Genomic DNA, 14048 nt, shown 5'->3' on the forward strand with positions numbered 1-14048 from the left:
TTCTAGGATGTTAGCACGAACCTTCACGATTTGCGCATGGTAAGGAGATTTTGGTACAGTTTTCTGGCTTTACAGCCAATTTCAGCTCATAAATCTAGTGTTTTGAGATACTAGCTTAGGCCGCTATTTAGTGCCCTCACAAGGATGAGCTTCTTACCGTTTCCCAACTGTTGCGGCAGCAGCTTGCTTAGCCGTGAAATCGAAGTACAGCGTAATCTCCTTGGCGTAGGACGGGTCTTTGCTGTAGTCGTAGTACATGTTGGTTTTGCCCATGGGGCCCATGTTTTCAGCTTTTTGTGACTTCGTGCCGATGGGCGTGATGCCGTGCATGAACGAGATGCTGCCGCTGGGGAAGGCCGGGGCCGTGTTGTAGGGCGTAGCCGAAAAGCGCGGCGTGAACAGGCGCAAGAACACGTCTTCCTGGTCGCAAACGATGGTGAAGGGCTGGCCAGTGGTTTGCAGGGTCAGCCAATGGAAGTTGGAGTAATAGCCCTTGAATTCGGGGTACTCCGGGCCGCGGGTGCCCTCAGCCTCGCCGGTAGAGGTGTTGTTATAGGCCTTGTCCCATACGCCGAGGGTGGTGCCCTTCATCCGGTCTTTCCACACCCGATAGGGGCCGTCGCCGCGCCACTGGGCGCCTTTTACTTCTTTTTCGGGGTAGCTAAAGCTCAGGCCGGCCAGGGCAAAATCGTAGTCGCGGGGGAAGTATTTGGCGCTCATGCGCACCCAGCCTGAGGGGTACACCGTCCACTCCAGCGACTGGTAGCTGCTCTTCTTGCCAAACTTGGCTTCGATAACCACATTCTGGCCCTCCTGCCGCTGGCTGAGGCCTTCAAAAGCCGTTTCGCCTTCGGCCAGCGCCGGGCCGTTGGTGAGCGGAATGACGCCCTTGGCATTGCGCACCTGGCGCAGCACGCCCGCTTTGCGGCTGAAGGTCAGCTCCACGCCATTGGCAGCTACGGTGTAGAGCGAGTCGGTTTCAGTGAGGCGCGCGGGCGCCGGGCCCTCCGTGCGCACAAGCTGCTGGGCCACCACGGCCGGGCGGGCAATGGGCCAGCTCCAGGTATAGATTTCGCGGCCACTGGGGTCCTGGGCCGTGATGTATAGCACGTCGTGGCGCGGCCAGTCCGCGGGCAGGGCCAGCTGCAGGGTGCCGTAGGTGCCGCCCGGCGCTACACTGGGAGCCGTGATGCTGCCGGTTTTGGTGACAGCCGTCGCCTTGCCGCCGGGAGCGGGCAATTGGGCCAGCTTCCAGGTGAATTTGCACTCGCTCAAGTTGGTGTAATGGAAGCGGTTTTGCACGCGGAGGCTGCCGTCGAAGGCAGGCGTGATTTCACGGCGCTCGAAAAACACCGGCGACCATACCTCCTTAATGGTAAAGTAGCTGCCCTCCTTCTCGCGGTACGGCCCCAGGATGCCGTCGGCGCCGTGGTTGCCATCGGTGTCGAGTTGGCCTTTACGGTCGGTACGGACCACGCCGGCGTCGGAAAAGTCCCAGAGGAAGCCCCCGGCGGAAAGCGGGTGCGCCCACATCTGCTCCCAGTAGTCTTGCAGGCCCGCGCCGTGCCCGCCGTCGTAGAGGCCGTGCAGGAATTCGGTGGGGAACACCACATTGTGGCCCTGCAAGTGCGTGCCGTTGCCGTAGTCGTAGTTGATGTAGTGCTGGGTGTCAGTGCCGCGGAATACCTGCCAGGCATGAATGACGGGTCGCTTTTGCAGGTCCATGCGGTCGAGCACGGGGTCAAGGTCGAAATTGTGGCCGCCCTCGTTGCCGTTTATCCAGCCAATGATGCTGGGGTAGTTTTCGTCTTTCACCACCATCTCCTCGGTGAGCTTGGTGCCGGTGGGCGTGTTGTAGGCCGCGTGCCAGCCGGCTATTTCGTCGAACACGAAGAGGCCAAGCGAGTCGCAGGCTTCGAGAAAATGGTCGTCGGGCGGGTAGTGCGACATGCGTACAGCGTTCATGTTCATGTCCTTCATCAGGTTCACGTCGATGATACTCAGCGCTTTGCTAGTGGTGCGCCCCGAGCTAGGCCAGAACGCATGCCGGTTCACGCCCTTAAACTTGACTTTCACGCCGTTGACGTAGTAGCCCTCGCGCTCGCGCAGTTCCACGGTCCGGAAGCCGAAGCGCTGGTTGAGGGTGTGCACGGGCTGGCCACCCCGGCGCAGCGTGAGTGCCAGGCGGTAGCGGTTAGGTGTTTCGGGGGTCCAGAGCTTGGGCGTAGGCACAGTGGTTTGCAAGGGCGTGGGCGTGCTGCCCGTTGCTACCGGGGCTCGGAACTCCCCTCCTACTTTCTGCCCCTCCAGCGTGTAAAGCTGGCCCACGACCTCGTCGGCCGCGGTGCCGCCCGCGTACACGTCCGCTTTGAAGCTGCCGTCGGCCCGAGCATCAAGGGCCACCCGGCTAATGTGCGCGGCGGGCAGGGCCTCGAGAAACACGGGCCGGAAAATGCCGCCAAACAGCCAGAAATCGCCGCGCCGCTCCGCGTCGTTCACCGACTCGTTGGCCGAGTGCTTGGCCACGGTGGCTTCGAGCAGGTTGGTCTTACCGTACTTCAGCAGCTTCGAGATGTCGTACTTGAAGCGGTAGTAAGAACCCTGGTGAATGGGCCCGGCCGACTGGCCGTTGATTTTAACTTCGGTGTCCGTCATGGAGCCGTCGAAGACGATGTTCACGACCTTGCCCTGCCAGCTAGCCGGCACCTTAAACTGGTACTTGTACAAGCCCTTTTCCTTGCCGCGGGCTGTGTCTTTTTCGTGCCCGTAGTTGTACTTGCCAAAGCCCTGCAGCTCCCAGTTTGAGGGTACCGGAATGGTGGTCCACTTGCCGGAGTTGCGGCCGGCCGTGCAGTAAAACTGCCACTTCACGGTTTTGTCGTTGCCCGTGCCGGAGAGCATAAGCTTTTCCGTGCTCTGGGCCTGCCCGCGGGCGAAGGACAGCAGCACCAGCAGCGCAGCAAATTTAAACCCTGTAAAAACGTGGGGCATGGCAGTAGGTATCAGAAGGTTAAAGGTGGTATTGGCTGGTTATGCCGAGCCGATCGAAGCACCTCTCCGGCGCAATTAGTCTCACCATCCCTGCGCTGAGCCTTGGCTTAGCCAAAGGGAGAGGTGCTTCGGCCGGCTCGGCCTGACCAGTACTCGTTAGAGGCCACCCGGGCCTTTGGCAGCCGGACCGGGCGAGGACTCGGGAGTGGAAGTTTTCAGGGATTTCAGGTAGAACACTGCCAGCGGGTCCGACTCTCCGGCTTTCGGCAGGTCGTATTCCTGGTCGGCGGGCGTGTCCGGCGTGGGGAAGTGCCGGGCCTCGCCCGTCCGGAACATGATGCGCTCGAAGGAAGCCACCGGCGCGAAGAAGATGTAGGTGCCCGAGGGTTTGCCGTTCACCGCCACGGTGAACGAGCGGCTGTCGGCATCGAGCGCGACTTTCACGTCGTATTGCTGGCCGGCCTGATACTTCGTAATACCCTTAAAGCGCGAGCCTGCCTTGTGGCGGAAGTTGCCTTCGGCATCGAAGGTCAGTTGCACGGCCGCCGTGCCTTTGCCATCCTGAAACTCGATTTGCAGCAGGCCGTGGTTGTTTTGGGCCGGCACCACCGAGAACTCGGCCACTACCTTCTTGGCTTCCGGAATAATCCGCTCGGCCTTGGCGTAATCAAACTTGTCGGCATCTTTAAACACAAGGCCTTTTGTGCCGTCAGGCAACTTGCCGATTTCGACGGGCGCCTGCACCAAGCTGTAGGTGTTCCAGTTCAGGAGTTCCTGCCCTGCCGGTAGCTGCGCAAACACCTCGTTGGCCGGGCCTTCCGCCTTGGCGCGCACCGGCACCGGCACCGAGGCCACCCAAATATCCTCCTTGTTCACGCTGTAGGTCATCCACAGGTTTTTATCGGGCGGCACCCCATTGCCCTCCAGGATGCCGCGTACGTATTGCGGGCCGTAGGACTTGTAGGCCCCGCCGTAGCGCATGGGTGTTATTTCGCCGTGCACCAGCAACAAATCAATATAATCCAACCCGTTGTCGCTAGTGGAGATTGCTAATGGCCAACGAAATTCGGAGGGGTTGTACACCGTGGCGTAGCGCCCATCAGTGGTGCGCTGGCCCCAGATTTTGGCGTTGCTGTTCACGAAGCCGGGAGCGCGAATCACCGGGTTAGGCCAGGTTTTGCCGCCGTCGGGGCTGATGGTGGTGAGGGCGTGCTTCCAGAGGCCCACCACGCGGTTGTCGGGCAGGTGGTAGTAGCTGAAGGCTTTGTAGTCCTTCTTGAGCGGAATCAAGGGGTCGTTGCGGTCCTGCTCTTCCACCATCTGCTGCATCATTAGCGGGTTGGCCAATATTTCCTCGCAGGCGGCCACAAAGCCCTTGTCCTTGCTGGTTGTATAGAAGGGGTACGTGGACTTCGACTTGTCCCAGGTGGCGTTGTGGCGCAGGAAGTAGATGGGGCCGTACTTGCCGTTAGGCAGCAATTCGCGCACTACGCGGCCAATGCCGCGGCCGTCGTTCGGGTCGTCATGCGGCTCGAGCACGATGCCGTAGTAGCCCAGGGTGAGCAGGCGGTTTTTCTTCGACACGAAAAAGCCCACGCGCTGGTGCATCACGGCGTACAGGTCCTTGGAGACCTTCCCCGGGCGGTTCTCCTTGGTCACGCCGTCCGGGATTTTGTAGGGCGGGAAAATCACCGCGGGGCTGGCCCAGGTCTGCCCGTCTTTCGATGTCAAGAGCAGGGTACGGCCGGGGGCCTCGTGCTCGCCCACCGGGTTGCTGAGGTACTGCAGGTAGTACTGCTTGTTCCAGTAGGCCAGCATGGGAGCGTGGTTGTAGGTCCAACCCTCGCCGTTGGCGGCGTCGGGGTGCTCGCGGTTGGCGCGCACCACCTGCCGGGCGTGCACTCCCACGGCCGGCCGCAGCTGCCCGTGGTGATAGTCCACGTTGCTGAGGGTGGTGCCGGTGTAGCGAATGGTTTCGGGCGCTTGAGCGTGGGCCAGGGCAGGCAGCAGCAGGGCCAGCACCGTGGCGGAGACGCTACCTCCGGGCAGCAGTTGGTTGTTACTCATGGGTTCCCGTGGCTGAAGTTGCGCCCGCAGCCCCGGCCGGCACGGTTGGCAACAGTTTCTTAAGCGTCCGGCGCGGCACCGTGAAAATGGTGCCGTGCTTGTGCCCCGCTGGCACGCTGGTTTGGGCCGACACGTCGGTGAAGGTGATGAAATCGGTGGTTTTCATAGCGCCGTATTTCTTCTCCTTGTAAGCATCGTAGTAAATCAGCCACTGGTTGTTTGGCAGCCTGGCCACGCTCGGTCCTTCGGTAAAGTTGTCGGTAAAGGGTGCCGATACTTTCGCAAAAGGCCCTGTGGCCGTGGGCCCAAACGCTACTTTGATGTTGCGCATGGGCCGGGTGTTGTCTTTCACTATCAGCACGTAGTCCTTCGCCCCACGCCGCAGCACTTCAGAGTCGATGGCGCTGAAACCGGGGTCGAGGTAAAGGCGCGTGGGCGCGAAGGTTTGGAAATCTTTGGTCGTGGTGTAGTAGAGCCGGTGGTTGTTATCCTCGGCTTCCTCCCCTTTCGGGAAGCGCAGCGGGATGGTGCTGGCCCATACAATAAGGTACTGCCGGGTGCCGGCGTCGTAGGTAATCTCGGGGGCCCACACGTTCACGGTGGTGGGCTCGTGGCTCATCACATCGATGAACCGCTGCTCCGACCAGTGCACCAAATCCTGAGAACTGGCGTAGCCAAAGCCCTTGTCGCCTTTCCAGCCGCAGGTCCACACCAGGTGGTAGGTGCCGTCGGGCCCCCTGGCAATGCTGGGGTCGCGCATGAGCTTGCTCGGTCCTACCTGCGGCTTCAAAAACGACTTGCCCAGGTCCTGCCACTTATAACCATCGTAGCTGTAGAGCAGGCGCAACCCGTCGGTAGCCGGCTCGCGAAAGGACGTAAACATGTAGGCCTCTTTCGCGCAGGAACTCAGCAGCGCCGCGCTGCTTAACACCAGTAAGGATGTAGGGAGGGTGAGAGGCACGGCGCTTTAGCTGATGGAATCCAGAATCAGCACCCAGTCATTGCCGTCTTTCTGCTCGCCGGGCGGGTTGAACTCCCGAGTTCCTCGGTTGGGAAAGGTGCCGATGGCAGTGGTTTTGCCATCGCGCGGGCTGTACCAAGCGGCCTTCACCTTAGTGCCAGCAATTTTGCCCAGGTTCACTTTCATGTTGCGCCCGTTGTAGGCGTAGATGAAGGCGTAGTTTTTGCCGCGAGTGGCCAAGAGGCGGTTGTACTGCTGCCCCGCGTCGCCGGCAATCAACGACTGGTCAGGCACGCGCTCGAAGAAGGGTCGCGAGAGCATCAGGCTCTTGAGGTGCACCATCTGGGCCGAGCCTGGCGCGTTGATGGCCGACGACCACAGTTCCTTCGAGCCATAGGCGCTGCCCTTGTCAAAGGCGCTGTGCATCTGCATCACCGAATTTTGTCCGTAGGTGTAGCCAAAGGCGCCTGCAAACACCGACCAGTAGCCGTAGCGGCGCACATCGGCGTCGTTCCAGCGGGGCTGGGTCACGTCGTGCAAACCCTGCGGAATGCCTTCATAAGACGGTTCACCGTCGATGGAAGGCTTGGCGGGCTTCATTTGGTAATCGGCCTGCTGGTAGCGCCAGTTGTCTTCGCCGTAGTGCAGCTTTTCGTTCCGTGAGGTGTCCTGCTCGTAGCGGCGGTGGCCCGACTGGTACATGTTAAAGTCCAGCCACTTCTCCTGCTGAAACCAATCCGATGACTGCATGCGCCCGCGGGGGTGAAAGGTCACTAGGTGATTGGGGTCCACGGCTTTTAGCGTGGCGCCAATGGTCTTCCACACTTGCATCGAATCCGAACCCTTAATGTCGCCGCCGTTCAGCCAGATAATGTTCGGGCGGTTTTTGTAGCGTTCGGCCAGGAAGGTGGCGTAGGCTTTGGCCTGCTGCTGGTTGACCTTGCCGGCTTTCACGTTGTTGCCCCACACCGGCACCAGGCCCATATAAAGCCCCTTTTTGGCGGCTAGGTCCACGATGTAGTCGACGTGGTCCCAGAAGTCGTACTGCGTAGCGTCGGTGGCCTGCGCACCGGGCGTGAGCTTGGGCCGGGCCACGTCACCGCGCACCAAGGCCGAGTCGCCGTACACGTTGGTGGCCGGAACGGTGTGCAGCACCATCACCTGAATCACGTTGAAGCCTTTTTGGCGGCGGTCTTCGAGGTAGGTTTCGGCTTCTTCGCGCTTGAGCTTATTGAATAGCAGCCAGCCCGTGTCGCCCAGCCAGAAAAAGGGCTTGCCGCTGCCCGTCATCAGGTAGCGCCCATTGGGCGACACCTTGAGCTGGCCGGTGGGCTCGACAGCCGGAGCCCAGGCTCCCAGCGACAGCAGGAGCACCAGGAGTAAATGAGAAAAACGGGCTTTGAGAAACATGAGGGATTGAGGTAGCGCGGACTTTTAGTCCGCGAGTGGTATTGTTTACTCGCGGACTAAAAGTCCGCGCTACAGGCTATGATTTGCGCTTTTCTGTGGGGCGAACGGTTTGCAAATTCACCACGCTGTCGAGGAATTCCTCGATGTTGGTGTAGCCGTCTTTGTCGCGGTCCTGGCTGGCGTCGGCGGCGCTTTTGGGGTTGAGGCCGTGCTTTTTCTCCCAGGCGTCGGGCATGCCGTCGCGGTCCGAGTCCTGGTAGGGCGTGCCTTTGTAGGCGGGGTAGCCGCCCACCTGGGCGGGGTCGGTGATGATGCCCTGCTTGTAGGAATCGTCGGGCAGGCGGCGCTTGAGGTAGGGGCTTTTGGCCGATGGCTTGGCGTCTTTGGCGTAGGTGATTTTGCCGGTGCGCACCGTTTCCACAATGCGTGCGTCCACGGCGTCACGCCGGGGCAGGGTGGCGCCCACGTTGGCTAGCACAAACTGGTAGGCCTCCTGGGCCGAAATCACGGTCACGTGCGGGAAGGGCAGCGGCTCGTTCAGGCGAATGCTGGCCAGGACTTTCTCCGGCTCGGCCACGTCTTCCAGCTGCACGCCGCCGGCCCAGTTGTCTTTGGTAATCTTTTCGTTGCCTTCGATGATATTACCAGCCACGTAGGCCTTGCCGTACACCTGGCCCAAGGTCTTATCGCGGCTAGACTCGGGCTTGAGGATGCGGAAGCTGATGGGCTTGTCGAGCGGCGTGATGGGGCCGGGCTTGTAGTAGTTGTTCACGAAGTTGTACATCGAGCGGTTGTCGCCGCCGTCGGCCGAGCGGTTCCACCAGTTGAACACCACGTTGTTGGCAAAACCGAAGTCGCCGTACATGCCCACCGAGGGGTTGCGGCTGATGTTGTTGGCCCACAGGTTGCGCACAAAGGCGCTGTTCAAGCCACCCAGGGTACTGCCGAAGGCGTGGTTGTACGTATCAAGCGCCTCCGAGAAGATGGAGTTTTGAATGGTCACATTTACCGTGGGCAGCTTATCGGCCTTGCCGGTCTGGGGGTTGTCGTACACGTGCCGATACATCGACATGTTCTCATCCAGGCCCCAGCTAGCCGAGACGTGGTCTATGATGATGTTGCCCACGGGGTTGCCGCCCAGGGCATCGTCGCGCCTCCCCACGTCCATGGCTCCGCGCCGGAAGCGCAGGTAGCGCACCACCACGTCGTGGGTGTTAATCCACACCGATTCGCCGGCTACGCAGATGCCGTCGCCGGGCGCCGTCTGGCCCGCCAGTGTGATGTAAGGAGCCCGGATTATCACCGGGCTTTTGAGTTGAATGATGCCGGCAACGTTGAACACCACAATGCGGGCGCCGCCCTGCTCGCAGGCCTCGCGTAGCGTGCCGGGGCCGCTGTCGGCCAGGCTCGTCACCACGTACACCTTGCCGCCGCGCCCGCCGAAAGAGAAAGCTCCCCCACCCTCCGCGCCGTGAAACGCGGGAATAGTAGCCTGCGGCAAATCCGACGGCTTGGCCGCCCACGGCACATAGGGCTTGCCAGCTTTGGCTTCGGCCTCCACTATGGGCAAGGCTTTCTGCCATGCCACATCGGAGCGCTTTTTGGCTTCATTCAGCGCCGCTTCGGCCTTGGCTTCTATCTCGGGCGGAATGGTGGGATACTGCGCCCACACCGGCGCGGCGCTGGCCGAGGCAATGAGAGCAGAAAGCAGGGTGAGGCGCTTGTTCATAGTGGTTATTTGCTCAGGAAAAGTGGCTGTTATGCTGAGCGCGGCCGAAGCATCTCGCTTGCATTGTTTAACGATTGAATTGCTACCACCCGCGAGATACTTCGGCTGCGCGGACGCCAGATGAGCATGACGGTTCTTTCTGGCAGGGGCTTTCTGGATATTCTAGTAGCCCGGATTCTGGCGGAAGTCGCCCTTGTTCGTCACGGCGTCGATGTCGGTCTGCGGAATGGGGCGCAGCAGGTGGTAGTCTTGGATGTTGTTTTTTGCGTCGGGGTTGCGGAGGCGCACGCGCTCCAGCAGCTTGCCGGTGCGCTTGAGGTCGAACCAACGCATTTGCTCGCCGGCCAGCTCGCGGGCGCGCTCGTCCAGAATGAAGTCGAGTGTCACGGCCGATGGTGTGATTTGCATGGCGGCGGTGCGGCCGGGCAGGGCAGCGCGGGTGCGCACCTGATTGAGGTAGAAGGCCGCCGAGTCAAGCTTGTTGAGTCGGAATTGAGCTTCGGCGGCAATGAGAACGATGTCGCCGAGGCGGAGCAGGTTCACGTCGCGCGAGCTTTCCTGCACGGTGGCGGTGGCCCGGGTGGGGTCGTCGAACTTCCGCAGCGACAAGTAGTGAAACCGGTCTTTGGGCGTGCCGTCGGCGTTGTACACGTCGTCGATGTCGTAGGTCCGAAAGCGGTAGCGGCGGGTGTACTGCTGCTGGAAATTGTCAATTGACCGCTTGGTGACGAGCACCGCCGTGTCGCCCAGGGCAAACTTGTTCTGGTTGAGCAGGCCGGCTAGGCCCGTGGGGTTTTGGGCAATTTCGGCCGCGCTCCATTTCGGAATGCTAGCCGCGTTGTTGGCCAACCAAGCCTGCTTGAAGGTGGCGTTGTAGCGCGCGTCGTTCTGCTCGTTGAACAACTCGACCAAGAAGCGCGTGGGCATGTAGCGCACGTTGGCAAAACCGTTGGCTACGTCGCGCTGCATGCCGGGCAGCGTGTTGTATTCCATCAAAAAATGGGTGTGGCCGAGGTTACTGCCTGCGTTCAAGGCCAGATTGGTGGAGTAGTTCACTGCCCACAGCACTTCGGTGTTGCGCTGGTTGGCAATGTCCCAGAGGCTGGCGTAGTTGGTAAGCAGGCGCACGTTCTGGGCGGTGTAGGCCGTCAGCACGCGCTTGGCCAAGTTGCCGGCGCGTTGGTACTGGCCGCGGGTGAGGTAAATCTTGGCGGCGAAGGCTTCGGCGGCGGGCTTGGTCACGCGGCCGTAGTCGGGGGTGGTCACCGGTAGGTTGGCCACGGCAAAGTCAAGGTCTTGGAAAATTTGATTGTAGACCTCAGCCACCGGAGCGCGGGTGGCGGTGGTCTGGAGACCCTCAGTGGGTGCCAGGCGCAGGGGCACGTCGCCGAAAGATTCCACCAAATGGTAGTAGTACCAAGCCCGCATAAAGCGCAGCTCGCCTTCGAGCACGGCGCGCCGGGCGGGCAGCAAGCCGGCCGTGTTTACGTATTTAAGGGCCTGATTGCTAAGGTTAATGGCGGCGTAGCATTGCTGCCAGAGCGGCGACCGCACCCAAATGTTGTCGGAAATCAGACTTTGGTAGGTGGTAAGGGGCGGCTGCGGGGAAGCTCCGCTCACCACGGTGCCACCGTTGTTGGCGGCGTTGGTCCAGATGTCGGTGCCCATTTCCAACAACGCATAGCCGGCTTCCTTGCCATAAAGGGCGCGGTTATAGGTATACACGCCGTTCACGGCGGTTTCGAAACCCTCTGGCGTGGTAAACACGGCTTCGGCGGTCGAGCCGCTGGGGTTGAATTCTTCGAGTTCCTTTTCGCAGGCGGTGGCGGTCAGGGCCAGCAGCGCGAAAGTTAGGGGACGGATGAAAGACTTTTTCATGACGACTGATTGCTTAGAAGCCTACGTTTAGACCCACCACGTACACGCGGTTGAGTGGCCGGTCGATAACGCCTTCGCCCTCGGGGTCGAAGTCCTTCAGGTCGCTGAAGGTGTACAGGTTTTTGCCTGATAAGTAGAGGCGGATGTTGTCAATGTGCAGGAAGCTGGTGGCGGCCTTGGGCAGGGTGTAGCCCAAGGTTATGTTGCGCACTTTGGCGAAGGACGCCTGCCGCTCGGTGAGGGTGGTGACGTAGCTGAGGCTGCGCGTGGCATTGGGCCGGGGGTACTCGTTGGTGGGGTTTTCGGGGGTCCAGTAGTCCACCACGGCGCCGTTGTTGTTGCCGCTGCGGGTATACTTGGCGTAGTAGTCGGAACTAATCCACTGGCCCACGCGGGCCACCAGCAGCACGTTGAGGTCGAAGCCGTGGTAGCGGAAGTCGTTGCTGAGGCCGCCGGTCCACTTGGGCACGCGCGAGCCGATGATGGTGCGGTCGGCGGAGGTGATGCGGCCATCGGGCACGCCGTCGGGGCCTGAGAGGTCGGCTACCTTGATGTCGCCGGGAATGGCGCCGTACTTGGCAGCTTCGGTTTCCTCGCCCAGCTGCCAGATGCCGATTTTCTTGTAGTCGTAGTAAATCTGGGCAGGCTGGCCCTGAATGAGCGAGTTGCGGTAGTCGTCGGCCACCACGTTACCATTTGGCAGCGACACGATGGTTTCCCGGTTGGCAGCGAAGGTGGCCGTGGTCGACCAGGTAAAGCTTTTGCCACGCAGGTTTTGCGAGGTCAACGCCACTTCGATGCCGCGGTTGCGGGTTTTACCGATGTTGCGGTTTACGGTGGTTACGCCCGTGAGCAAAGGCAGTGTGTAGGGGAAAATCAGGTCGTTGGTGCGGGCATCGTAGTAGTCCACCGTGCCCGTGAGGCGGTTGTCGAGCAAACCGAAATCCACGCCGAAGTCGGCGGTGGTGGTCAGCTCCCACTTAAGGTCGGGGTTGCCAATGGTGGGCGCGATACCGTAGGCTGGCGTGGCTCCAGCATCGTTGTAACCGAATTGGATGAGCTGCAGCGCGCCCTGGGTGGCGTAGGCATTGATGACGTCGTTGCCCGAGATACCGTAGCTGCCGCGCAGTTTCAATTCAGTCAGCGCTTTTTGGGTTTTCATGAAGGGCTCGTCAATCAGGCGCCAGCCCAGGCCGGCCGACGGGAAAAAGGCCCACTTATTGCCCGGCCCCAGCTTCGACGAGCCGTCGCTGCGGCCAGTCAACGTGAGCAGGTACTTGCCTTTGAAACCGTAGTTCACACGGCCGGTAAAGGAGATGAGTTTGTTCTGGGCGAAGCCGCTGCCGAAGAAGGGATTTTGGTTGGCGCCGGCCAGGTTGTAGAACGACTGCGAGGGCAGCACTTGGTTGGCTCCGCCCACAAAGCTGTTGGTGTTGGTAAAGGTCAGGATGCTGCCCACGCCGGTGGCCGTCAGCGAATGCTCGCCGATGTCCTTGCGGTAGGTCAGCACGTTTTCCCAGCTCAGGTTGCGGTTCTGGTTGTTGGCAATGGACGCTTGCGAGTTGGCGCCGCGCCCGTCGATGGTGTTGCGGCCGTAGAAGTTGCCAGCCTCGGAAGTGGCAAAGTTGGCTGCAAATGTGGAGCGTAAGTTCAGGCCATCCATCGGCGTGAGCTCCAGGTATGCGCCGGCCGTGATACGGTTGGTTTTGGTGTTGCGCTGGTAGGCACCGGGCTGCTGGTCGGCCAGGGGGTTTACCTGGTTGCCGCCCAGCGGAAACAGGGCAAACGTGCCGTCGGCGTTGTAGGGCGAGCCCAGCGGAGGCAATTGGGAAGCGAGGTTGAAGGGGTCGCGCCGGATGTCGTTGTTGATGTGAGCCAGCTGCGACTGGATGCCCACCTTCATCCATTTGTTCACCGTTTGGTCGATGTTGAGGCGGGCCGTATAGCGCTTGAAGCGGTCGAGCTCCAACAGCCCCTGCTCGTCGAAATAGCCCGCCGAGAAGTACACTTTGGTGTCTTCGGAGCCACCGGCCACACCCAACTGGTAATTCTGCTGCCGGCCGTTGTTCAACAGCAAATCGGGCCAGTTCACGAATTGCCCCTTGTTGATGGCGTCAAGTTGGGCAGGGTTAAACACTTTGCTGTCGTCGGCCGGGCTGTTCCAGGTGCCCACGGCCCGGAAGGCTTCGCGCCGGAAGGCGATGTACTGCGGGCCGTCCATAAACTGGCCGTAGCCAGCCACCTGCGTAATGCCATTGTAGGCGTTGAGCGAGAGTTTGGGCTTGTTGTTGGAACCACGCTTGGTGGTGATAATAATAACGCCGTTGGCGCCGCGCGACCCGTAGATGGCCGTGGAGGAAGCGTCCTTCAGCACCTCAATCGACTCCACGTCGTTGGGGTCGATGTCGGAGGCGTTCACGCCCTGCACGCCGTCTACGATGTAGAGCACGTTGTTGGAGCTGCCCGGGTTGGCAATGGAGCGGTTGCCGCGGATGCGCACCGAGGCGCCCTGGCCCGCGTAGCCGCTGTTCCGCGTGATGTCGGCGCCCGGAATCTTGCCCTGCAGGGCTTCCACCACGGTTGTTACTGGCAGTTTGGTGACCTCCTCCCCTTTCACCGATACCACCGAGCCAGTCAAATCGCGCTTGCGAACCGTGCCGTAGCCGATAACCACTACGTCGTCTAGGGCAGCAGCTTCGGGCGAGAGCCGTACTTGCAGACGGGATTGGTCAGGCTTCACCACTAGTTCCTGCACCTTATAGCTGAGGTAGGAAACTACCAAGGTTACTTCCTGCTTGTCGGGAGCGGGCAGCGTGAAGCGGCCATCGTTGTCGGTGGCTGTGCCCGTGGTAGTGCCCTTCAGCACCACCGTCACGCCCGGCAGCGCTTCTGATTTATCGGCACTGAAAACCTGACCTGTAATGGTGCGGGTTTGCGCATAGACCCTTGTGGTGAGGAGCAGGGCCACCAGAAGTAAAAAATAAGGTTTCATAGAGTGGGAATTTTGAAGAT

The 14048-nt window shown here is 60.8% G+C and carries 7 protein-coding genes; all 7 read right to left on the bottom strand.

What is annotated here, in order from left to right:
* Positions 1-153 precede the first annotated feature (153 nt).
* The 7 genes from ACP7AJ_RS19005 to ACP7AJ_RS19035 all read right to left on the bottom strand — a co-directional run bounded on the left by ACP7AJ_RS19005 (position 154) and on the right by ACP7AJ_RS19035 (position 14028).
* A complete protein-coding gene (locus ACP7AJ_RS19005) occupies positions 154-2991 on the bottom strand; it encodes a glycoside hydrolase family 2 TIM barrel-domain containing protein (protein WP_426061781.1) in 2838 nt (945 codons plus the stop codon).
* A gap of 156 nt (positions 2992-3147) precedes the next feature.
* Positions 3148-5058 (bottom strand): six-hairpin glycosidase, encoded by a 1911-nt coding sequence (locus tag ACP7AJ_RS19010; protein ID WP_426061782.1) that lies wholly within the window; start codon positions 5056-5058, stop codon positions 3148-3150.
* Positions 5051-6019, bottom strand: coding sequence for a glycoside hydrolase family 43 protein (locus tag ACP7AJ_RS19015; protein WP_426061783.1), 969 nt, complete (start codon positions 6017-6019; stop codon positions 5051-5053). Before ACP7AJ_RS19015 ends, ACP7AJ_RS19010 begins: the two co-directional genes overlap by 8 nt.
* Positions 6020-6025: 6 nt before the next feature.
* On the bottom strand, positions 6026-7429 hold the full coding sequence (locus ACP7AJ_RS19020) for a glycoside hydrolase family 140 protein (protein ID WP_426061784.1): 1404 nt from the start codon (positions 7427-7429) through the stop codon (positions 6026-6028).
* A 76-nt stretch (positions 7430-7505) separates the two neighbouring features.
* Entirely contained in the window at positions 7506-9158 is a 1653-nt protein-coding gene (locus ACP7AJ_RS19025; RefSeq protein WP_426061785.1) for a pectate lyase family protein, read from the bottom strand.
* 162 nt (positions 9159-9320) lie between these two features.
* The gene (locus tag ACP7AJ_RS19030) at positions 9321-11036 is read right to left on the bottom strand and encodes a RagB/SusD family nutrient uptake outer membrane protein (protein ID WP_426061786.1); all 1716 of its coding nucleotides are present in this window, start codon (positions 11034-11036) and stop codon (positions 9321-9323) included.
* A 13-nt stretch (positions 11037-11049) separates the two neighbouring features.
* A complete protein-coding gene (locus ACP7AJ_RS19035) occupies positions 11050-14028 on the bottom strand; it encodes a SusC/RagA family TonB-linked outer membrane protein (protein WP_426061788.1) in 2979 nt (992 codons plus the stop codon).
* Between the last annotated feature and the right edge of the window lie 20 nt (positions 14029-14048).

This window comes from Hymenobacter sp. B1770 (assembly GCF_049896385.1).
In the GTDB taxonomy this organism is placed as follows: domain Bacteria; phylum Bacteroidota; class Bacteroidia; order Cytophagales; family Hymenobacteraceae; genus Hymenobacter.

Excerpts from the sequence above, each read along its gene's own strand:
- ACP7AJ_RS19005 (WP_426061781.1), bottom strand. The coding sequence starts at position 2,991 with ATGCCCCACGTTTTTACAGGGTTTAAATTTGCTGCGCTGCTGGTGCTG.
- ACP7AJ_RS19010 (WP_426061782.1), bottom strand. The coding sequence starts at position 5,058 with ATGAGTAACAACCAACTGCTGCCCGGAGGTAGCGTCTCCGCCACGGTG.
- ACP7AJ_RS19020 (WP_426061784.1), bottom strand. The coding sequence starts at position 7,429 with ATGTTTCTCAAAGCCCGTTTTTCTCATTTACTCCTGGTGCTCCTGCTG.
- ACP7AJ_RS19025 (WP_426061785.1), bottom strand. The coding sequence starts at position 9,158 with ATGAACAAGCGCCTCACCCTGCTTTCTGCTCTCATTGCCTCGGCCAGC.
- ACP7AJ_RS19030 (WP_426061786.1), bottom strand. The coding sequence starts at position 11,036 with ATGAAAAAGTCTTTCATCCGTCCCCTAACTTTCGCGCTGCTGGCCCTG.
- ACP7AJ_RS19035 (WP_426061788.1), bottom strand. The coding sequence starts at position 14,028 with ATGAAACCTTATTTTTTACTTCTGGTGGCCCTGCTCCTCACCACAAGG.